Genomic DNA, 21959 nt, shown 5'->3' with positions numbered 1-21959 from the left:
ACACTCTCAATTGAGGATTAAATAAACCAGTTTGGAACCGCTTTTAGTGAATGGTAATTGAGGTCTTGTTGTCGTTTTAACTCACTCACCCTGCGTCCATCTCCAGGAACAATTAGATCTGGTGACAGCTCGCTTAATGGTTCTAACACAAAAGCAAACTCAAAAATGTCTTTACGAGGAAGCTTGACCGGAACCTGGCACTGCACATCGCCAAACAACAAAATATCTAGATCTATGGTTCTCGGTTGATGCTTTTTGGCATCTAACGGTCGCCCCAGTTCTAATTCAATTTGTCGAAGCTGATCAGCCAAGTCATTAAGTTCACAGTTCACTTTTAAATTCGCGACGCAGTTATAAAAGGGTTCACTGTCAAAACCAACCGCTTCACATTCATAAATTGTAGAGAGTCGCAAATTTGCATCTAATTTCTTAAGCGCTTGAATTGCTGAGGCGATGTGCTTTTTCCTATCTATATTGGAACCAATACCAATATAAGCAGAAATCATAGCTGACCTCGTTCGATGACGACGCCAACTCCTTTTGCTTGCGGAACGGCACCAGGTTTAGTCAATTTGATTTTGATCCAAGGGATACTAAATCGCTTCATCAACAGTGTTGCTAGCTCTTCAGCGACTCGCTCAACCAACAAAAAACGACCATTAGAGACAAAATCAATCACTGCTTCACTGACCTGCGCATAATCAAGTGCCAATTGCACATCATCGCTGTCACCTGCAGGTTTATTGTCATGCGCCATTTCCAGATCAAACACCAGTTTTTGTTTGATCTCTTGTTCCCAATCATAAACACCAATCGTGGTAACGACTTCTAATTGCTCAATAAAAACTTTATCCATGCCAAACTGCCTTACAGGTCGGATACCCAAAACTAATGAAAGCGCGTACTATGCAATGCATGTTGTCGTGACGCGTAAAGCGCCAATGATAACAACTTGTTTTTGATATAAACAATCAAATTGCTGAGCCTGAGATGACTGCGATAGCTTTATTAATGATCATATTTGCCTATTTACTGGGATCCATTTCCAGTGCGGTTTTGATCTGTCGCGTTATGGGCCATCAAGATCCGAGGGAAGTGGGTTCGAATAATCCTGGGGCCACCAATGTCTTGCGCATCGGAGGTAAAAAATCAGCTGCCGCCGTCATGTTATGCGACATGCTAAAAGGAACGATCCCTGTTTGGGGAAGCTATTTCTTAGGAATTCCACCACTAATTCTTGGCATTATCGCCATCAGTGCCTGTTTAGGGCATATGTACCCACTGTTTTTCCATTTTCGCGGCGGTAAAGGCGTTGCCACTGCATTAGGGGCCATGGCGCCGATTGGATTGTCTTTGACCGGAATGCTCATTGCGACGTGGTTGGTGATTGTTGCCATTTTTCGGTATTCATCGCTGGCATCGTTGCTCACCGTTTTGATTGCCCCGCTTTATACATTTTGGGTTAAACCCCTGTACACCTTGCCCGTTGCGATGCTGAGTTGTTTAATCATCCTACGCCATCATCAAAATATCAGACGCCTTTGGGAAGGAAGCGAGCCCAAAATCGGTGAGAAAAAGCCTACTGCGACGGAAGAAATCCAAAACTAAAAAACCGCGAACGATCGCGGTTTTTTAGTTAATATCATCTCGTACTGAGCTTAATGAGTTATACCGGATCTAATTCGTCAATAGGCCAGCGTGGTCTAGCTTGCACCACAAGATCATCCAAAGTTCCTTGTTTCAGACGCTGCATTCCTGCGTAAGCAATCATAGCGCCGTTATCGGTACAGAACTCGACACGCGGATAATACACTTCGCCACCGACTTTTTGGGCCAGCTTCTCTAACTCAACTCTTAGGCGTTTATTAGCACTCACACCACCGGCGATGACAATTCGCTTGATACCTGTTTGTTCTAGCGCACGTCGACATTTGATGCTCAGTGTCTCACATACCGCCTCTTCAAATGCGTAGGCAATGTCTGCTCTGGTTTGCTCATCATCACCATTGGCAGCAATCGTATTAGCCGTAAAGGTTTTAAGACCAGAAAAACTCATATCCAAACCAGGGCGATCTGTCATAGGACGCGGAAACTTAAAACGACCTGATGTCCCTTTTTCTGCGAGTTTTGATAGCAGAGGACCTCCCGGATAATCCAACCCCATCAGCTTCGCAGTTTTATCAAATGCTTCACCGGCAGCATCATCGATGGATTCACCTAGAATTTTGTACTCACCAATGCCTTGAACTTCCACCATCATAGAGTGACCGCCGGACACCAATACCGCCACAAATGGAAAAGGTGGAGGATTGTCTTCTAACATCGGTGCCAAAACATGGCCTTCCATATGATGAACGGGAACCGCAGGAACTCCCCATGCATAAGCCAAACTGCGGCCTATTGTTGCTCCTACTAACAAAGCTCCAACTAGGCCAGGCCCAGCGGTATACGCCACGCCATCAATATCTTTCGGCGTTAAATTGGCATCTTTTAGCGCTTCTTTAATTAAAGGAATGGTCTTTTTCACGTGGTCGCGCGATGCCAACTCGGGAACTACACCACCGTAATCTGCATGTAGCTTTACTTGGCTATATAATTGATGCGAAAGCAGCCCTTGTTCATCGTCATAAATCGCGATACCTGTTTCGTCACAAGACGTCTCGATTCCTAATATTCGCATGCGTTGACCTAGTGTTTTTGAGGTTACTGATAAAAATAGGCGGCAATGTTACCTTGCCAGAGCGATGCAAACAAATTTTGTACGATCTGTGATCGACAAAGGGCTTTACAAAGCAGCGGTGTTCGGATTAAAATTCCGCACCATTTTTGATCAAGCTGATTAAAGACCCGACACAAACGTTAGGTCGATGAATTTCAGCATTAACGAATAACCCCTGAGGTGAAAGGCATATGCCAGTAGTTAAAGTACGTGAAAACGAACCGTTCGACGTAGCTCTACGTCGTTTCAAGCGCTCTTGCGAAAAAGCAGGCATTCTTTCTGAAGTGCGTCGTCGTGAGCACTACGAGAAGCCAACTACAGTTCGCAAACGCGCTAAAGCAGCGGCTCAAAAGCGTCACGCTAAAAAGCTAGCTCGCGAAAACGCACGTCGCGTTCGCTTGTACTAATAACCCTTTCCAATAAGGAATTGCGTTATGGCTCTGATTGACACTCTCAAAGAAGAGCAAAAAACTGCGATGAAAGCCAAGGACAAAGCGCGCCTTGGCACTATTCGTTTAGCCCTTTCTGCGATTAAGCAAAAAGAAGTGGATGAACGCATTACGCTCGATGACGATGCGATAATTGCGGTACTCACTAAAATGGTTAAACAGCGTCGCGATTCTGTATCTCAATACGAAGCCGCAGGTCGTCAAGATCTAGCCGACGTAGAAAGTGCAGAAATTGCTGTCTTAGAACAATTCATGCCTCAACCACTGAGTGAAGACGAAGTCGCTACTCTTGTTGAGAAAGCTATTGCTGAATCTGCTGCCGCTGGTATGCAAGATATGGGCAAAGTGATGGCGGTGTTAAAGCCGCAAGTTCAAGGCAGAGCAGACATGGGTAAAGTCAGCGGTTTGGTTCGCGCTAAACTCGGCTAAACACCCATAGTTTCTGAATCATAATGAGCCGTGCTATCTCAGATATGCACGGCTTGTTTGTCTCTTGAATCTACTAGTTCATACCGACTAGACTTTTTTGTTGAGTTTTATGGCCGGACATATTCCACGTAGTTTTATTGATGATTTGCTCGCAAGGCTCGACATTGTCGACATCATAGACGCTCGTGTGAAACTCAAGAAAACAGGCAAAAACTACAGCGCTTGCTGCCCGTTCCACAACGAAAAAACCCCCTCTTTCAGTGTTAGCCAAGACAAACAGTTTTACCACTGTTTCGGTTGTGGTGTGCATGGTAACGCCATCGACTTTTTGATGGAGTACGAGCGATTAGAATTCCCTGAAGCCATTGAAGAACTTGCCTCAAGCTTAGGTCTGGAAGTACCGCGAGAGCAGCGCTCGTTTTCAGGCGGTCAACAGAATTCCGCGCCTCGAGCCAACACAGAAGAAAAACGTTCTCTTTACGACATGCTAGGTGCCATTGCGAAGTTTTATCAGCAGCAATTAAAAGGTGCCAAAGGGAAGCAAGCGATTGAGTACTTAAAGCAACGTGGCCTATCGGGCGAAACCGTTAAGCATTTTGGCATTGGCTTTGTACCTGATGAGTGGGACTCTGTCAGAATCAATTTTGGCCAAACGACTGCGCAACAAGATATGTTGGTTTCCGGTGGAATGTTGGTCGAGAATGACAACGGCAATCGTTACGACCGATTCCGCGGTCGAGTCATGTTCCCAATTCGCGATCGCCGAGGCCGAGTCATTGGCTTTGGTGGTCGTGTCATGGGTGATGGTACACCTAAATACCTCAACTCTCCTGAAACTCCAGTTTTCCATAAAGGCAAAGAACTGTATGGATTATATGAGGTCTTGCAAACTCATAGAGAGCCAGAGCAAATCCTTGTCGTTGAAGGTTACATGGATGTCGTCGCCTTGGGACAATACGGTGTCGACTATGCGGTTGCTTCATTGGGGACTTCGACCACAGGTGATCACCTACAGCTTTTGTTTAGACAAACCAATACAGTGATATGCTGTTACGATGGCGATAGAGCGGGACGCGATGCGGCTCGCCGTGCCACTGAAAATGCCATTGAGTACCTCAACTCTAACAAAACACTCAAAGTACTATTTTTGCCCGATGGCGAAGACCCTGATTCCTACGTTCAAAAGTTTGGCAAAGCAAAACTTGAAGAGGAAATGAATCAATCACTTTCGCTACCAGACTTCCTGTTGAAAGACATCATGGCGCGAGTTGTTGATAACAGCAGTCGAGAAGGCAAACGCCATGTTGTTACTCTGGCTGCGCCAGTTCTCGAAAAAGCCAAAGATCCATCACTAAAAGCCTATCTATGGCACGAGCTAGCTCTCAGAATTGGATGGAGCAGTGAACAACTGGATAAGTTCTTAATCGAACACAGAAAGCAAAACAAAAGCGAATCTACAACATCTGTTCCACAACCGCATCGCGAGCTTAAACGGACACCGATGCGCGAAGTGATTGCTTTGCTTATTCAAAATCCAAGCTATGCTGAAATGGTACCCGAGCTAGAAGCGGTCAAAAGCTTGGAAATACCGGGCTTGAGACTCTTTATTGAAGTGCTTGAAACTTGCCAGTCTCGACCCAATATTACTACGGGACAGTTACTAGAAAACTGGCGTCAAAGTCAGCACGAAAGTTTAATCGCGAGACTTGCGAGCTGGGATATCCCAGCCGATGAAGATAATCATCAAGATATTTTTATAGACTCACTGGACAAAATATTAGCTCAGTGCGTTGAAAAACAAATTGAAAACCTGCAGACCAAAGAACGAAGCGTTGGTTTATCAACCGATGAGAAAAGGGAGCTACTAGCCCTTATGCTAGATTTAAAAGCGTAACCCTGATGGAATAGTCAGCAATGATTTAATTTGTTAGTATGAGTGGTTTGCATTTCGCATACTAATTCCTTCACCAGATACAAAGTTGGATATCGTCTATGGATCAAAATCCGCAGTCACAGCTCAAGCAACTTGTCATCAAAGGCAAAGAGCAAGGTTACCTAACCTACGCTGAAGTTAACGACCATCTCCCTGCTGAGATTGTCGACTCAGAACAAGTCGAAGACATCATTCAAATGATCAACGACATGGGCATTCGCGTAGTTGAAACCGCTCCAGATGCCGATGACCTTGCGTTGAGTGATGATGACAACACCATCGATGAAGATGCAGCTGAAGCGGCTGCTGCAGCCCTATCTTCGGTTGAAAATGAAATTGGACGTACCACCGACCCAGTTCGCATGTATATGCGTGAAATGGGTACCGTTGAACTGTTGACTCGTGAAGGCGAAATCGATATCGCGAAGCGAATCGAAGATGGTATTAACCAAGTTCAAAACGCGGTAGCCGAATACCCAGGCACAATTCCTTATATCCTTGAGCAATTTGACAAGATTCAAGCTGAAGAACTTCGTCTAACTGACCTAATCACTGGCTTTGTAGACCCAGATGATGATGGTACAGCAGCACCAACCGCGACTCACATCGGTTCTGAGCTTTCTGAACAAGAACTCGAAGATGAAGATGCAGAAGATGCGGACTCAGATGATGAGGACGAGGAAGAAGAAGACACTGGTATTGATCCAGAGCTAGCGCTTGAAAAGTTTACTGCGCTACGCGATACCTTCCAAAACTTCCGCAGCGTTGCAGATGCTGAAGGTGACTTTAGCCCGAAAGCACAGATTGCCCATGCTATGGTTATCGACGTATTCAAAGAATTTCGTCTAATACCAAAACAATTTGACTACTTGGTTAACGAACTGCGCACCTCTATGGATCGCGTTCGTACCCAAGAGCGTTTGATCGTTAAAGCTGTGGTAGAACACAGCAAAATGCCGAAAAAATCTTTCATTGCGCTATTTACCGGCAACGAATCAAGTGAAGCTTGGTTAGATGAAATCTTAGCATCCGACAAGCCATACGCTGAAAAATTGAAAAAGCATGAAGACGACATCCGTCGCTCTATCATCAAGTTAGAAGCGTTAGAAAAAGAGTGTGGTCTTTCTGTTCAGAACATTAAAGACATCAGCCGTCGTATGTCGATCGGTGAAGCAAAAGCTCGTCGTGCTAAGAAAGAGATGGTCGAGGCGAACCTACGTCTGGTTATCTCTATCGCGAAGAAATACACCAACCGTGGTTTACAATTCCTGGATCTTATCCAAGAAGGTAACATCGGTCTGATGAAAGCGGTTGATAAGTTTGAATACCGCCGCGGTTACAAGTTCTCGACGTACGCAACTTGGTGGATTCGTCAGGCAATCACGCGTTCTATCGCTGACCAAGCCCGTACGATTCGTATTCCAGTTCACATGATCGAAACGATCAACAAACTGAACCGTATTTCTCGTCAAATGCTACAAGAAATGGGTCGTGATCCTTTACCGGAAGAATTGGCAGAACGCATGCAAATGCCGGAGGACAAAATCCGTAAAGTATTGAAGATTGCCAAAGAGCCTATCTCAATGGAAACACCAATCGGTGATGATGAAGATTCGCATCTAGGTGACTTTATTGAAGATACTACGCTTGAACTACCACTAGATTCTGCGACGGCCACCAGCCTACACACTGCTACACGTGATGTATTGTCTGGTTTGACGCCACGTGAGGCTAAAGTTCTACGTATGCGTTTTGGTATCGACATGAACACGGATCACACCCTTGAGGAAGTGGGCAAGCAGTTTGACGTAACCCGTGAACGTATTCGTCAGATTGAAGCAAAAGCCTTGCGTAAGCTTCGTCACCCGAGCCGCTCAGAAACTCTGCGCAGCTTCCTAGACGAATAGATTTGAGGCAAATATTACAAAAGGTGAGCATTGGCTCACCTTTTTTGTTTTCGTCATTCTAAGTGACCAAAATGTAAGCGCATTTGGGGTATTCCAGCCCTAGACAGCCCAAGAGCCTTCCCCTATAATCACACACCTATTCGGCCCCTTAGCTCAGTTGGTTAGAGCACCCGACTCATAATCGGTAGGTCGACAGTTCAAGTCTGTCAGGGGCCACCATATTCGAAGAAAGCCAGTTAACATCATTTTGACTGGCTTTTTTTATATCTAGTCAAAATCTTCCTTTACTGAGTGAACAAAACACCTTGGTGTATCCAACACTCATACTTCGTTATTCATCGAATCTTTCCGAATTTGTTCATTAGAAAATGGACCTACTTTACATAGAAAGGAATAAGCAATGATCGCAGTATTGTTCGAAGGGATCGCCGACCCAAAGTTTAAAGATCGTTATTTGGAAATCGCAGAAACATTGAAGCCAGAAGTTATTAATGCAGACGGTTTTATCGCAATGGAGCGATTTCAAAGTCTTTCAAATCAGGGAAAAGTACTATCTCTTTCTTTTTGGCGAGATAAAGAGTCGGTAAAAAAATGGAAAAAGAACTTGCTACATAAGTCCGCTCAAACAGAAGGACAAAACCGTATTTTTAGCCACTATCGTATTCGGGTAACAAAGGTTTTTCGCGATTATCAGTTTGATGCAAAGGATGTTTAAGATGTTATACGACATACACATAGAACTTAAAAACCAACCTGGTCAACTTGCACAGTTAGGAAAACTTCTAGGTACAAATGGGATAAGTTTGGAAGGCGGTGGCATGTTTACTAGAGACAACCTGAGCCAAGCTCACTTTCTAATTACAGATGGGCCGCGCGCAAAAGAACTTCTTAGACAAAATGGGTTTTGTATTAAATCACTCACCATTCCGACTATTCGCCGCTTGGACCAAGAAACTCCCGGACAGCTAGGTCTAATTACCGAAACTCTTGCTAATCATGAAATTAACATTCTCACCCAGTACAGTGACCACTCGAACAACTTGATTCTAGTGACTGATAACCCTACCCTCGCGGAAGAACTTACGTTGGACTGGAAATAGAGTGCTGAAATCACAACCTAGTAATAAGACAGATGAAAGCCGTCAGGAAGTCGATATGGCCTCGATTGCTGCCGCAATGTCTGATGCTTCGAGAATGACAATCCTCTGTGCTTTGATGGATGGTCGAGCTTGGACTGCAACGGAACTGAGCGCTGTAGCTAATATATCCCCCTCTACCACCAGCGCTCATTTGGGCAAATTAATCTCAAGTAAACTTGTGTCCTGTCTAGCTCAAGGTAGACATCGGTATTACCGACTATTCGGCAGTGATGTAGCTTCTCTGCTTGAGACGATGATGAACGTAACTGAAAAGCGGATCATTAGTCCTAAGTCTTCAACTCCGTCTGAGCTGCGTTTTGCTCGTACTTGTTATGATCATCTCGCCGGTGAAATTGCAGTAAAGATCTTCGATCGTCTGATAGAGCGAAAATGGTTAACAGCTGATGGTTGTGGTTTGACGGAAGTAGGCGCTCTCGCCATGAAGCAAGTGGGTGTTAATTTAGAGCAGAAAACAAAGAGAAAACTCTGTTGCCAATGTTTGGACTGGAGTGAAAGAAAATCCCATCTTGGTGGTTTAGCGGGAGCACAAATGCTGTCTCACTTTGAAACATCAAACTGGATCTCCCGTATTCAGGGCTATCGTGAGGTTCAATTCACACCAGCCGGGATCAAAGCTATCAAACAGATCTTTGAAATCGACATTTAGAAATAGCCAAGCGAAAACTAACCGAAAGGCAATAAAAAAGCCTGACTTAGTCAGGCTTTCTACAGCACATACTACTTTTTATAATATGTAGATCTTTAAAGATCCACGTCCCCCAGATTAGCAAAGCGAAGGGTCAAAACATGGTCCCCGCAATCTTCAACTTAGCAAGTTTGAAAATTTAACGAACCGCATTTTGTTTAAACTGTGATCCGATCATTTATTATTCAACTCGAAATTATCACCGTTACATTTTTTTACTTCTTCTGGTTATATCAATTGTAGCTGTCATGATTTTGTCATATTTCTTCCGCGCAAATGGCATTAAAACAACAAGGTTCTGTAACACTGCCGAATTAGTCTGATTTACAATAATCTGTACTCGACTATGAGTGAACTATGCTGCAAAACAGTCCTTTTAAGCTTCCTAGAAAAACACCCTTTGGTCTTGCAGAAAACCTTGCTGAATGGGCAACGGGCTTATCTCAATTAGATTTACACTACTCTCAACGACCTGCGGGATTGGATAGTCAGTCTTTCTTGCGGTACACCTTAGAAGTACTCAACATTGATTATCAGATAGTCAGCGGCCAGCTAGAATCGGTACCGCAACATGGTGCAACAATCGTTGTTGCCAATCACCCCTTAGGCTGTGTTGAAGGGGTAATTCTGGCAGAGCTACTGTTAATGATGCGCTCTGATGTCAAAGTCATGGCAAATGCGTTGCTAAAGAATGTCCCCGAGTTAGATCCACTTTTTATTGGGGTAGATGTATTTAATGGGCCGAACTCATCCAAGACCAATCTAACTGCAGCAAGACAAGCTTCTCGTCATTTAGACCAAGGCGGACTGTTACTGATGTTTCCCGCGGGCGAAGTTTCTCAACCAAGTAGGAAACACAAGTCATTACTGGAAGACAAAGAGTGGAGTCGCTCACTCGCTACCTTAGTTCGCAAGAGTAAAGCCACGACGTTGCCAATCTTTATCCAAGGAGCCAACTCCAGATCTTTTTATCTCGCAGGAAAAGTTCACCCTATGGTCAGAACGGCACTGCTTGGTCGAGAGCTACTCAATAAATCCAAATCCTCCATCGGTATCAAGATTGGCGAGCCCATCACCTTCAAAGAAATTTCGCGTTTAAATGAAGTCGAAATAATCAACTACCTGCGACTGAATACCTACTTATTGAATGCAGAAAAATCCTGCGACCTAGTGAGTTTACCAATTGAACACGAGCCACTTGCCACACCTGTATTTAAACAACTTATCAAACAAGAACTCAGCAGGTTGCCAGCAGACTCTCTACTTCTGGAGTACAACAACTTCAAAGTATACTGCGGCGGCGCTAGTGAGATCCCAAATACCCTACGAGAGATCGGCCGAATTCGTGAACAGAACTTTCGTGCCGTAGGAGAAGGTACGGGCAAAGCCATAGATCTAGATAGCTTTGATCAAGACTACTTACATCTATTTGTTTGGGACCAAGAACAAGAGTCCATTCTTGGTGCCTACCGATTGGGTTTGTCGGATAGGCTGGTAACACGTAAAGGGATCAACGCGTTGTATTCAAAAACTCAATTTGAGTTTGATAAACGCTTCTTAACCAGTATGGGACCGGCAATTGAGCTTGGGCGCTCGGTTATAGCTCAGCCTTATCAAAAATCCATGCAAGGTTTGTTATTGTTATGGAAAGGGATTGGCGAATTTATTCATCGTCACCCTCATTACACACACCTTTTTGGCCCCGTCAGTATTAGCAATGAATACAGTCAGGTCACTAGGCAGTTATTAGCACAAACCATGAGTGTTCATCACTACGACAATGAACAAGCCAGTTTAGTCAGAGCGGTGAATCCGCCATCCCAATCACCTGTACCGTGGAACCTGGGTATGCTAACCGCTTTAGCCGATATTCAGCTGCTATCTAAAGTCATAGAAAGATTGGACAGCGGAAAATCAGTACCTGTTTTACTTCGCCAATATCTAAACATGAATGGGAAACTGGTGTGCTTTAATGTTGACCCCGACTTCAATAACACCTTGGATGGCTTAATCGTCACGGATCTTCGTAAAGTGCCACTAAAAACTTTGTCGCGCTACATGGGGGCGACAAAAGCCAAAAATTATTTGCAAAGGCACGATACCAACCGGCCTCGCTCTAAGTATGAAGTTGAGCTAGAGAGTAAAATCAATAAAACCGAACTGGTAGATAAAGCTTACAAATAAAGCGTTCATCATCTTCAACAAAGTGATTTCGTAGATAGTGAACGTAAGCTGGGGTCGAGGCTAGTTTTAAGCCCGAACTTGGTAACCACTTTTCGAGAATCATACTGATTTGAGGAAGCAGTTCTCCATATTTGCCTTGCAGGTCGAAAATGGCGTGTGTTCCACCCGGTATCACTAAACGATTCACTATGCCTTTTGGTTGAATGTCTTTGTCCACTTCGAGACAAGCCACATAACGACAATCTTTCAGCGGCACCCAAGCTGGATTGGAGTGGTGTAAACCAAACTGAGCTCGGCTGCTTATTTCGTGACTATTTGCCCACGCCAATAATAATTGCCATGCATTTCGTATCTCTCGCCCGTAACCTTGGTGGCGAACATAAACCACATATCGCTGTTCTACATCTTTCACAACAGGTTTGGGTAGTTCCATACCAGCCAGTTTTTGGTAGCTATTTGCAATTTCTTCATCAACGAGAAACGGTTTGTCTTCGGCTTGCTCCTGTCTTCGCCACACACCCGGAGCGAGTCCAAATTGATGTTTAAACGCTCGACTGAATGAAGACACCGACCGAAAACCAACGCGTTCAGAAATATTTAACACACTGTCTTGCTCATCGAACATCAACTGATTAGCAGCGTATTCCAGTCTAACCCTCCGCAAGTACTGATGAACTGGTTCGCCAACCACCAATTGAAAGACCCGTTGAAAATGCGCCTCAGAATACGCAGCTATCGATGCAAGCTCATTTACAGTCAGATTCTTGGTAATGTCTTGATGAATAAAAAACAGTACTTGGTTAATTCTCGCATTTTGGTTTTGGGAGACACTCATACAAAAATGTTTGTTTTGGACATGTTAGAAAGCATAAACGGACATGAAGATCACTACAAGCTTGCATATGCTAACCACTCAATAAAACAAGGAAAAACGCTATGGAAGTTGCTCAGCATTTGCAAAACACTCCCCCCTCTTATATTCGCGAAATACTGCAAGCGGCAAGCCGAACAGAAGTGATTTCAATGGCGGGAGGACTGCCAGCAGCTGACACGTTTCCTAAGCAAATTCTGCAACAAGCATTTTCACTGGTTGGTACCCGTTCTGAACTCTACCAATATGGTATGACGCAAGGGTTAGAAAGTTTACTCGATACTTTACACAGCTATTTTTCCTTACCCGCCAACTGGAGCGGCATGTTGACGACGGGGTCGCAACAAGGTTTGGATTTGATAGCACGTGCCTATTTCAACAAAGACGATTGCGTGGTTATGGAAGCGCCAAGTTATCTTGGCGCGATGCAAGTGTTTAACTTGTGTCAGGTCGAGGTAGTCGCCGTTGAGCAAACGGTATCAGGCCCTAACTTAGATCAGCTAGAAGCCTGCTTCAAACAACAAAAACCAAAAGCGTTTTATACCGTTCCAGATTTTCATAACCCGACTGGGGTATGTTGGGATTTGGCGACTCGTCAGCGTGTTGCCGATCTTTGTAAGCGGTATAATGTGTTGCTTATTGAAGATGCTCCGTATCGGGAGTTACGCTTCTCCGGAGATGCACTCCCTCTCTTATCAGAATTTTGCCCAGAGCAAAGCATCGTACTTCGCTCGTTCTCAAAAATCTCTGCACCTGGACTGCGAGTCGGTCATATAAGCGGTAAAAACACCTTGATTGCACCCTTGATTAAAGTCAAACAAGGTGCTGACCTACACTCAAGCTTACCGATGCAAGCTGCCATTGAGTATTTGCTCTGTCACCCAGATTTTGAACGCCACCTACAACAGACCATTGGACACTATAAAGAGTGCTATCAGGCCTTTAGCCAATCACTAGCTCATCAAGTCGAAAAACTGAATCATCCTGATTGCTTTTTTAACCCCATCGAGGGAGGCATGTTTTTGTGGCTAAACCTTCCGGATTGCGATGAATACCAACTCGCCAATGACTTGCTTGCGCTAAACGTTGCAGTTGTACCTTCCAATGTCTTCTACCCTGCTGGAAGTGAAAACAAGTCTGCGCTTAGACTCAACTTTACCAACGCTTCGCAAGACGAACTCGATAAAGCTTTGACCATTATTTTTGCAGAAATAAAACGTCACCTTTGACACCAATATGGTTCTCTAGAGTTTGAAAAACAACCTAGGTCGCTGGTCACGTTGCGAAGAATAGATTTCAACATTGACCCCGTAAGCTTGTTTGAGGTTACTTGGCGTCAGGACTTCGGAGGAAGGACCACTAGCAAAGACCCTTCCTTTAACTAGAAGGTACAATCTATCGCAAAATTCAGCCGCCATATTGAGGTCATGTAACGCCACTAATTTAGTTTGGGGTAAGTCTCTGAGTAAAGAGAGCAATTCAAGTTGATAGCGTATATCCAAGTGGTTTGTCGGCTCATCCATTATCAAAAATTCAGCGCTTTGAATTAATGCTCTCGCAATCAATACACGCTGTTTTTCACCACCAGATAGACTATTAAATTGACGTTCATTTGAGGTTTGCAAACCAACTCTTGTCAATGCGGAGTGAATCATTTTCAGTTCATTCTCATTGGCATGTTCAAGCCAGTTGTAGTGCGGGGTCCGTCCCATTGCGACGATTTCCTCTACGGTAAAATCAAACTCACTAGTCTGAGCTTGTGTAACAACCGCCATTTTTTTTGCCGCATCTCTGGCACTCAACTGCCAAACATTTTCGTCAGATACATTGATTACACCTGCTTGAGGCTTAAGAAAACGATAGATAGTTTTCAACAAACTTGATTTACCACTGCCGTTTGGACCAATTAGGCCAACAAACTCACCTCGTTCAATATGCATCGAGATATCAGTAATAATATCGATGTTGTCTACACCCCAAGAGACTCTATCTGTCGTTAACATTAGCCACTCCTAGATTTTTTGGGGCGATACATTAGGTACAAAAAGAAAGGTCCACCAGCAATAGCACTAATCACTCCAATTGGAAGTTCGCTTGGTGCGATAAGAGTTCTCGCCAACAGATCAAACCCAATCAGTAGTAAACCACCGAGCAATACAGCAACGGGAAGTACTCTTCGGTGATCACTGCCAACCATTAACCTCGCGACATGAGGTACCATCAAGCCAACAAAACCGATGGCTCCACTCACTGCAACGATCACTCCTGTCATAAGTGAACCGATTACAAATAGTTTTCTTCTCATTTTAGATACATCAACACCCAAGGTCGCAGCGCTCTCATCACCCATGGCAAAAGCATTGAGCTGTCTAGCTTGAGTTAACAAATAGCAAAGCCCAACCAAGATACAGAGGGTCAGTAAGCCTAAATCTTGCCACCGTGCTCTAGCGACACTTCCCAAAGTCCAAGACAGCACTTGTTGAGCCAGCTGACCATGATCTGCGCTTAAGCTGACATAGCTAGTTATTCCGGAGCAAACATAAGAGACTGCGACTCCCGCCAATATGAGTCTTTGGGAGATCTGGCCGTGTTCGCGGTACGCCAAAACGAAGACGCACGCAAATGAAAGCAACGCACCAATAAATGCTCCAACCGATATAGCGTATCCACCGAGCAAACCCATACTTCCAGACGCTAAAACCGTTACTGCACCGACCGAGGCTCCGGATGAAATACCTAATAAGTAAGGGTCAGCAAGCGCGTTTCTTACTAGGGTTTGCATTACAGTACCTACAACAGCCAGCCCAGCGCCAACTAAGAAAGCTAATAAAATACGAGGGAAACGAAAATGCCACACGATATGCTCATAGGGTTTGGGCCAGTTTCCGGCTTCGACCCAACCAAATTGATACGCAGCAATGTGCCAAACTTGTTGTATTGGAATTGATACAGTTCCAACACTTACCGCCACCGATCCGGCCAAAACAACCGCAATCAAAAGTATCGTCATCAACACAGATAAAGCAGGTTTAGTCAGACCGTACTTCGATTTCCAGATACCTGTTAACATAAATTAATGTGTCCCCTTTGAGCAGTCTGAAGTCTGGGAAACAAGATACTCTTCAGCAATCATTCCACCTTTTATATGTTTCTCCACAATGGTATCCACTGCTCGTTTATCAGGGACTCGATACCAAACATTATCAGGTTGAATAACTAAGACAGGTGCATGATTACATGGATACAAACAACCTGTAGATGCAGTTAGTGCCCCTTTCTCATTTTCTACCAGTCTTTCTTGTTTCAAAGATTGAGATAAATACTGCCAGATTTGTCCTGCTCCCTGCGCGGAACATCTAGGCCCTTGGCATGTGAGTAAATGGTATCGATAAGCAGGAACGCTAGACCAACCTTTTGGCTGCGTCGGGATATGAAGTGGATCAACGTGTAAACGTTTCGATCGCTCTAAAACATCAGGAAACGCTTTTTGAGCTATGTCAGCGACAGAAATAGAATCTTGTAACGCTGGGAACAGATGTACGGAAACTTCGTTCGTTGTATTAGTCTGGTGATTCCAACGTTTCAACATCAGCTCTAACCAGCGTTTTAGCCCAGTTTCTAGTGGATAAAAAACTGGCCAGACAGAAATTGTCTTGCAACCCTGCTGATAGCAAGAATTTAATGCATCAAGAAAAGAAGCTCGACTGTTCTCGATTTTTGCAACTTCAACGTGAAGGGTTATAAGACCAGAACCTCTGCCCTGAAACTCTGGCATAGAAACCGTCGAACCATGAAGACTTTTGGCCCACTCGTTAGGGGAGTCGGGCGCTTCCTGTTGATAGCGCCCTCGAGTGAGTAGAATCAGCCCATGCAAATGATTGTTATTGTTCACCGCGACTCAGGCCGGTTGCAAGGTCTAAAATTGCTTGACCATTACGAATTCCAGCTGTCGTTGAGCTAAACGGCAACACAACAAAACGTTCATATTTAACTGCATCCAGAGTTGCAAATGCTGGATCTGATTTCAAAAAGTCTATTTTACTTTGAGCGGTTGACCAGCTTGCATCAACAATAACAATAACATCCGGATTTCTAGCTACTACCGCTTCCCAGCTCACTTTAGCCCAACGACCAACTTGATCAGAAAATGCGTTTTTAGCACCAACAGCTTCTATGATTGCACCCGGCATACCACAGCAAGCGCCAGCGTAAGCTTTGTCATCACCACTGTCGTACCAGAAAACACTAACCTCTTCTTTGCCTTGTGCAGCCAGAATATTTCGAGCTTTATCAATTTGCCCCTTCATTTTCGAAATTAGTTGGTCGGCTCTATCTTCAACGTTGAAAATTGCCGCTACTTGATTGATTTCAGCGTAAAGTGAATCTAATGCTCTATTTTCTTTAGATTTTTTGTCAGCACATGCCGCGGGAGAAAGGTAAGAGTCGATACCAGCCTGTCTGAGTTCATCTCGTCCACCAGCATATTCCGGTTTAAATGCCGAACTGTAAGCAGCATAAACAAAATCTGGTGCAGAAGCATAAAGCACTTCTCGAGACGGGTATTTTTCAGCAAGAACAGGTACTTTTTTGTATTCCTCCTCTAGCTCTGGCCAAATAGCGTCATCCAAATAAGCCGTACCGACCATCTTATCGGCCAAGCCCAATGCCAACATGATCTCAGTTGCTGATTGATTCATTGTAATAGCACGTGTTGGTGCCATTTGATATGAAGCAGAATGGCCGCAATTATCAACTTGGATTTGTGCGTTAACAACAGAGGAGGCACTTAATAGAAAAGCAGTAGCCAAAAAACGCTTAAGATTCATAACATCAATGTTCCGTTTGAAAAAATTCAGAGAAATATAACAAACAGAAAAATCTATGACTATCTCTAAGTTACCTACAGTATTAGTTTCAACGCGTTTTACGAATGGGTCATATTTAAAAAGTGGAAAGTGACCCAAAGCTTTTTTTAAAAAGGTCTGGGTCACTTTCAATTTATCGGGCTTATTCAACCGTCACGCTTTTTGCTAAGTTCCGTGGTTGGTCAACATCAGTACCTTTGATGAGCGCGACATAGTAAGACAACAGCTGAAGCGGGACAGTGTAGAGGATCGGCGCTACCCACTGATCACAGTGAGGCACATTTAACACTTTCATGGTGTCGTCACTTTCAAATGCTGCTTCGGTATCGGCAAAAACATACATTAGGCCGCCACGAGCTCTCACTTCTTCCACATTGGATTTGAGCTTTTCCAATAGTTCGTTGTTAGGGGCAACAACAATGACTGGCATCTCTGCATCAATTAGCGCCAATGGGCCATGTTTCAGTTCCCCAGCCGCATACGCTTCAGCATGAATGTAGGATATTTCTTTGAGTTTCAACGCCCCTTCCATCGCAATAGCAGATTGCTCGCCACGCCCTAAAAACAATGCGTGGTTTTTGTCTGCAAAATCTTCTGCCAAGGCTTCGATATCTTCGGCTACTGACAAGGCTTGCTCAAGTTTGGCAGGCAAGGAATACAAACTCTGTTTAAGACTGGCTAAATCATCATTACTCATGGTTTTATGTTGACCAATCGCCCCAGCCAATACCAAAAGCGCTGATAACTGAACGGTAAATGCTTTTGTCGATGCCACGCCAATCTCTGCACCTGCGTTCATCATGTAGGCCAAATCTGATTCACGCACCAAAGATGATCCTGGTACATTACAGATGGTTAGACTGGCCATGTAACCTTGTTCTTTCGCCAATCGCAGAGCGGCTAACGTATCAGCGGTTTCACCCGATTGCGATAAAGTCACAATCAATGAATCGTCAAATGTATGAGAACGTCGATAACGAAACTCTGAGGCAATCTCTACGTTGCACGATACGCCCGCGTATTCTTCTAACCAATATCTCGCCACTAGGCCGGCGTGATAGCTCGTCCCGCAAGCAACAATCTGTACGTGTTTTACTTTTTTGAATAATGCATCCGCTGATTCACCAAAGGCGTCAGAGAAATTACCATTACTCGAAATTCGATTTTCTAGGCTGCGCTGGATAGCTTGTGGCTGCTCATAGATTTCCTTGAGCATGTAATGGCGATATTGTCCTTTATCGCCCTCATCATGGTTTAAGTTGACTTCTTTAGCTTCACGCTCAACTTCAACACCATTTCGATCAGTGACACTCACATCAAATCGAGTGATCTCGGCGACATCCCCTTCTTCTAAGAATGAGAATCGGCGTGTCACTGGCAAGAGTGCCAGCTGATCAGAAGCGATGAAGTGTTCACCAATCCCATAACCAATCACCATAGGACTACCCGAGCGTGCGGCAACGACTTTGTCAGGGTTGTTAGATTGCATAATCACCATGCCGTAGGCACCAACGAGTTGAGAGCGTGCACGCAACACTGCGTCTTTTAATGAGTTGTCTTTTTGCAATTCAAAATGAACCAGGTGCGCAATCACCTCTGTGTCAGTTTGAGATTCAAATTGATAACCCAGCTCTACTAGCATGCAGCGAAGATCTTCGTGATTTTCGATAATCCCGTTGTGCACGACATATACATCACCAGAGCAATGCGGGTGGGCGTTAGTCTCTGACGGCTCACCATGTGTGGCCCAGCGGGTATGAGCGATTCCGGTTCCCCCGAACACTGGTTGCTTATTCAACGCCGATTTAAGTTGAGACACCTTGCCAACACGTCTTGTGCGATATGATTCTCGATTTGAGTCTGCAACAGCAATACCTGCAGAGTCATAACCACGGTATTCCAGTCTTCTAAGTCCCTCGATAAGTATGTCAGCGACATCTCGCTGTGCGACAGCAGCTACTATTCCACACATACTCGTTTCTCCCGTTTCTCGTTATTTTCGTGTGATTCAATTAGAGACAAAGCAATTACAATGCCCGATATTTTTTTATTGTTTTAATCCTTTGATTTAACGAGGATCAGCTCGACGTCTCGCTCGTTAAGTTGCGTGATGTACTCTTTAGACAGACCATCGTCTGTGATCAATACATCAATGTGATTCCAGTCGAGTTCGAGGTTGGGGATCTTTCTTCCGATTTTTTCCGACTCAACCATCACCACCACTTCTCGCGATACTTCCGCCATCACACGGCTCAGGCCAACTAGCTCGTTGAATGTGGTGGTTCCGCGCTCGAGATCTATCCCATCAGCTCCAATAAACAACTGGTCGAAATCGTAGGATCGTAATACCGACTCGGCGACTTGACCTTGAAAAGATTCCGAATGAGCATCCCATGTTCCTCCCGTCATCAGCAGTGTCGGCTCACTTTCTAGCTCATTGAGTGCGTTCGCCACACTGAGCGAATTAGTCATGACGACTAAACCGCGTTTCTGATTCAATTGAGAAATTAATGCTCGAGTGGTGCTGCCAAAATCAACAATGATTCGATTGTGATCATTGATGCGGTGTGCCGCCGCTTTGGCCAACAAAACCTTACGGGTTGAAACTTTTTCAGAAAGTTCATCGAGCACCACTTCTTGTGGGAGTGCAATTGCGCCGCCAAACCTTCTTAGCAGCTGCCCATTTTTTTCTAGCGACGCCAAATCTTTCCTAATCGTGACTTCTGAGGTGTTGAACTGTTTGGAAAGTTCCTCGACACTCACTTCCCCATCTTGGTTAACTTGATTAACTATGGCGTGTCTTCGCAGTTGCGTGTTTCGTTTTGACATCAATTTTCAAATTAAATTTCATTTCGAAACTTAATTATAATCAAATCGAAACTTAACTAGCTATTTATTTCGACCTAAAAAATTAATGGTTTTGGGTAAAACCTTGTTCTAAGACAATTCTTAAACAGTGAATTTGCAACAATTCAGTGTTAGAATTCCGGCCGAAAAGTAAAAAAATTACAGAATTAATTTAAATTTTTTTCTTTGAGACTCGAAAATATTGGTAAATACCCGGTATAACCGCATCAAACCGCACTAATTTCGGTCATAAAATGACTAAACTTTGTGTAAGACTTTCAATTTTGATGTGGTGAAGAACGAGCCAAAGTGATTAAAAATACGACAACCCAATACGAGCAATAATTCTGCTCCGCATGGGGAATAGAACAGTTTCAATTTGTAACTAATCTTTCAATCCGGAGAGTATCTTCCATGAAAAAGACCAAAATCGTTTGTACGATTGGCCCAAAAACTGAACCAGTAGAAAAACTAAGAGAACTTGTTGATGCAGGCATGAACGTAATGCGTCTTAACTTTTCTCACGGTGATTTCGAAGAGCACGGCAATCGTATCGCGAACTTCCGTAAAGTAATGGAAGACACTGGCAAGCAACTTGCGATTTTGCTTGATACTAAAGGTCCTGAAATCCGCACAATCAAACTAGAAAACGGCGACGACGTTGATCTAGTCGCGGGTCAAGAGTTCACATTTACTACTGATACTTCAGTAGTGGGTAACAAAGACATCGTTGCGGTAACTTACCCTGGCTTTGCTGCTGACCTAAGCGCAGGCAACACTATCCTAGTAGACGACGGTCTAATTGAAATGGAAGTGATTGCAACAACTGACAGCGAAGTTAAGTGTAAAGTACTTAACAATGGCGCACTGGGCGAAAACAAAGGTGTCAACCTACCAGGCGTTTCTGTAAACCTTCCTGCTCTGTCTGAAAAAGACAAAAACGACCTTAAGTTTGGTTGTGAGCAAGGCGTTGACTTTGTTGCGGCTTCTTTCATCCGTAAAGCTTCAGACGTTCAAGAAATTCGTGAAGTTCTAACTGCAAATGGCGGTGAGAACATCCACATCATCTCGAAGATCGAAAACCAAGAAGGTGTTGATAACTTCGATGAGATCCTAGAGCTTTCTGACGGCATCATGGTTGCTCGTGGTGACCTAGGTGTTGAAATCCCAGCTGAAGAAGTTATCTTCGCTCAGAAGATGATGATTGAGAAGTGTAACCGTGCTCGTAAGATGGTAATCACTGCAACTCAAATGCTTGATTCAATGATCAAGAACCCACGTCCTACTCGTGCAGAAGCTGGTGACGTTGCGAACGCTATCATGGACGGTACTGACGCAGTGATGCTTTCTGGTGAAACTGCAAAAGGTAAGTACCCAGTAGAAGCAGTAACAATCATGGCGCAAATTGCTAACCGCACTGATGCTGCGCTTAAAGCAGAGCTTGGTTCTCGTCTAGACAGTCCACGTCTACGTATCACTGAAGCAGTATGTAAAGGTGCAGTAGACACGGCCGAAAAACTAGCAGCGCCTCTAATCGTTGTTGCAACTGAAGGCGGTAAATCTGCTCGCTCTGTACGTAAGTACTTCCCTAGAGCGGATATCCTAGCGCTGACAACCAACAAGAAAACAGCTGCTCAGCTTGTGTTAACTAAGGGTGTTACACCTGTCCTAGTTGACTCTATCGAAAGCACAGATGCGTTCTATGTAGAAGGTAAAGAGCTAGCACTAAATTCTGGCCTAGGTAAGAAAGGTGATATCGTAATCATGGTATCTGGTGCGCTTGTAGCTTCTGGCACAACTAACACGGCATCTGTTCACGTTCTTTAATAGAGCGTACAGAATGCAAAAGCCGCGGTTGACCCGCGGCTTTTTTGTCTCTGTAAAACGTTTCTAAGCGAGATAACAGTTAT

At 44.3% G+C, this 21959-nt stretch carries 21 protein-coding genes and 1 tRNA gene; 12 read left to right on the top strand and 10 right to left on the bottom strand.

Annotation, left to right across the window (positions count from 1 at the left end; all coding sequences use genetic code 11):
* Nucleotides 1–17: 17 nt before the first annotated feature.
* Together folK and folB are read right to left on the bottom strand one after the other, a co-directional pair.
* Nucleotides 18–506 carry a 2-amino-4-hydroxy-6-hydroxymethyldihydropteridine diphosphokinase gene (folK, locus tag ACXAFJ_RS01075; protein WP_475320820.1) on the bottom strand — a complete coding sequence of 163 codons (489 nt, stop codon included), beginning with the start codon at nt 504–506 and terminating at the stop codon, nt 18–20.
* Nucleotides 503–856: a dihydroneopterin aldolase gene (gene folB / locus ACXAFJ_RS01070; RefSeq protein WP_475320819.1), complete on the bottom strand. Its 354-nt coding sequence runs from the start codon at nt 854–856 to the stop codon at nt 503–505. The genes folK and folB overlap by 4 nt, the downstream gene beginning before the upstream one ends.
* A gap of 134 nt (nt 857–990) precedes the next feature.
* Between folB and plsY the strand changes: the two genes are divergently transcribed.
* The gene (gene plsY / locus ACXAFJ_RS01065) at nt 991–1608 is read left to right on the top strand and encodes a glycerol-3-phosphate 1-O-acyltransferase PlsY (protein WP_475320818.1); all 618 of its coding nucleotides are present in this window, start codon (nt 991–993) and stop codon (nt 1606–1608) included.
* A 58-nt stretch (nt 1609–1666) separates the two neighbouring features.
* On the opposite strand, the gene tsaD is transcribed toward plsY, so the two are convergent.
* Entirely contained in the window at nt 1667–2680 is a 1014-nt protein-coding gene (gene tsaD, locus ACXAFJ_RS01060) for a tRNA (adenosine(37)-N6)-threonylcarbamoyltransferase complex transferase subunit TsaD (RefSeq protein ID WP_475320816.1), read from the bottom strand.
* A 230-nt stretch (nt 2681–2910) separates the two neighbouring features.
* Here tsaD and rpsU point away from each other — a divergent pair, with 230 nt between their 5' ends.
* From rpsU to ACXAFJ_RS01015, 9 genes are all read left to right on the top strand, one after another.
* Complete coding sequence (rpsU, locus tag ACXAFJ_RS01055) at nt 2911–3126, top strand: 30S ribosomal protein S21 (protein ID WP_001145625.1); 216 nt, start codon at nt 2911–2913, stop codon at nt 3124–3126.
* Nucleotides 3127–3153: 27 nt separating this feature from the next.
* Nucleotides 3154–3597, top strand: coding sequence for a GatB/YqeY domain-containing protein (locus ACXAFJ_RS01050; RefSeq protein WP_475320815.1), 444 nt, complete (start codon nt 3154–3156; stop codon nt 3595–3597).
* A gap of 109 nt (nt 3598–3706) precedes the next feature.
* The gene (dnaG, locus tag ACXAFJ_RS01045) at nt 3707–5491 is read left to right on the top strand and encodes a DNA primase (RefSeq protein ID WP_475320813.1); all 1785 of its coding nucleotides are present in this window, start codon (nt 3707–3709) and stop codon (nt 5489–5491) included.
* Nucleotides 5492–5589: 98 nt separating this feature from the next.
* Nucleotides 5590–7437, top strand: coding sequence for an RNA polymerase sigma factor RpoD (gene rpoD / locus ACXAFJ_RS01040; protein WP_475320812.1), 1848 nt, complete (start codon nt 5590–5592; stop codon nt 7435–7437).
* A 142-nt stretch (nt 7438–7579) separates the two neighbouring features.
* Nucleotides 7580–7656 (top strand) — tRNA-Ile (locus ACXAFJ_RS01035).
* Nucleotides 7657–7837: 181 nt separating this feature from the next.
* Entirely contained in the window at nt 7838–8152 is a 315-nt protein-coding gene (locus tag ACXAFJ_RS01030) for an antibiotic biosynthesis monooxygenase family protein (RefSeq protein WP_475320811.1), read from the top strand.
* Nucleotide 8153: 1 nt separating this feature from the next.
* A complete protein-coding gene (locus tag ACXAFJ_RS01025) occupies nt 8154–8537 on the top strand; it encodes an amino acid-binding protein (RefSeq protein WP_475320809.1) in 384 nt (127 codons plus the stop codon).
* Between the two features lies 1 nt (nt 8538).
* Nucleotides 8539–9243 (top strand): ArsR/SmtB family transcription factor, encoded by a 705-nt coding sequence (locus ACXAFJ_RS01020; protein ID WP_475320808.1) that lies wholly within the window; start codon nt 8539–8541, stop codon nt 9241–9243.
* Nucleotides 9244–9639: 396 nt separating this feature from the next.
* A complete protein-coding gene (locus ACXAFJ_RS01015; protein ID WP_475320807.1) occupies nt 9640–11466 on the top strand; it encodes a lysophospholipid acyltransferase family protein in 1827 nt (608 codons plus the stop codon).
* Here the strand turns inward: ACXAFJ_RS01015 and ACXAFJ_RS01010 are convergent.
* Nucleotides 11429–12301, bottom strand: a complete 873-nt coding sequence (locus tag ACXAFJ_RS01010; protein ID WP_475320805.1) for an AraC family transcriptional regulator — start codon at nt 12299–12301, stop codon at nt 11429–11431. The two genes, ACXAFJ_RS01015 and ACXAFJ_RS01010, sit on opposite strands and share 38 nt — an antisense overlap.
* A 101-nt stretch (nt 12302–12402) precedes the next feature.
* On the opposite strand from ACXAFJ_RS01010, the gene ACXAFJ_RS01005 reads away from it, so the two are divergent.
* A complete protein-coding gene (locus tag ACXAFJ_RS01005) occupies nt 12403–13566 on the top strand; it encodes an aminotransferase-like domain-containing protein (protein WP_475320804.1) in 1164 nt (387 codons plus the stop codon).
* 15 nt (nt 13567–13581) lie between these two features.
* Here the strand turns inward: ACXAFJ_RS01005 and ACXAFJ_RS01000 are convergent, their stop codons facing one another.
* The 6 genes from ACXAFJ_RS01000 to ACXAFJ_RS00975 all read right to left on the bottom strand — a co-directional run bounded on the left by ACXAFJ_RS01000 (nt 13582) and on the right by ACXAFJ_RS00975 (nt 20031).
* A complete protein-coding gene (locus ACXAFJ_RS01000) occupies nt 13582–14340 on the bottom strand; it encodes an ABC transporter ATP-binding protein (RefSeq protein WP_475320803.1) in 759 nt (252 codons plus the stop codon).
* Nucleotides 14340–15407 (bottom strand): FecCD family ABC transporter permease, encoded by a 1068-nt coding sequence (locus tag ACXAFJ_RS00995; RefSeq protein ID WP_475320802.1) that lies wholly within the window; start codon nt 15405–15407, stop codon nt 14340–14342. Before ACXAFJ_RS00995 ends, ACXAFJ_RS01000 begins: the two co-directional genes overlap by 1 nt.
* Before the next feature lie 3 nt (nt 15408–15410).
* On the bottom strand, nt 15411–16229 hold the full coding sequence (locus tag ACXAFJ_RS00990) for a (2Fe-2S) ferredoxin domain-containing protein (RefSeq protein ID WP_475320800.1): 819 nt from the start codon (nt 16227–16229) through the stop codon (nt 15411–15413).
* Nucleotides 16219–17163: an ABC transporter substrate-binding protein gene (locus tag ACXAFJ_RS00985; RefSeq protein ID WP_475320799.1), complete on the bottom strand. Its 945-nt coding sequence runs from the start codon at nt 17161–17163 to the stop codon at nt 16219–16221. Before ACXAFJ_RS00985 ends, ACXAFJ_RS00990 begins: the two co-directional genes overlap by 11 nt.
* Nucleotides 17164–17344: 181 nt before the next feature.
* Nucleotides 17345–19174, bottom strand: a complete 1830-nt coding sequence (gene glmS, locus ACXAFJ_RS00980; RefSeq protein ID WP_475320798.1) for a glutamine--fructose-6-phosphate transaminase (isomerizing) — start codon at nt 19172–19174, stop codon at nt 17345–17347.
* 83 nt (nt 19175–19257) lie between these two features.
* Nucleotides 19258–20031, bottom strand: a complete 774-nt coding sequence (locus ACXAFJ_RS00975) for a DeoR/GlpR family DNA-binding transcription regulator (protein ID WP_475320797.1) — start codon at nt 20029–20031, stop codon at nt 19258–19260.
* Nucleotides 20032–20463: 432 nt separating this feature from the next.
* Between ACXAFJ_RS00975 and pykF the strand changes: the two genes are divergently transcribed.
* Entirely contained in the window at nt 20464–21876 is a 1413-nt protein-coding gene (pykF, locus tag ACXAFJ_RS00970) for a pyruvate kinase PykF (protein WP_475320795.1), read from the top strand.
* The last annotated feature ends 83 nt before the right edge of the window (nt 21877–21959 follow it).

It is taken from the genome of Vibrio sp. ABH4_348 (genome assembly GCF_056159765.1).
This window is presented reverse-complemented; position numbering and strand designations above follow the sequence as displayed.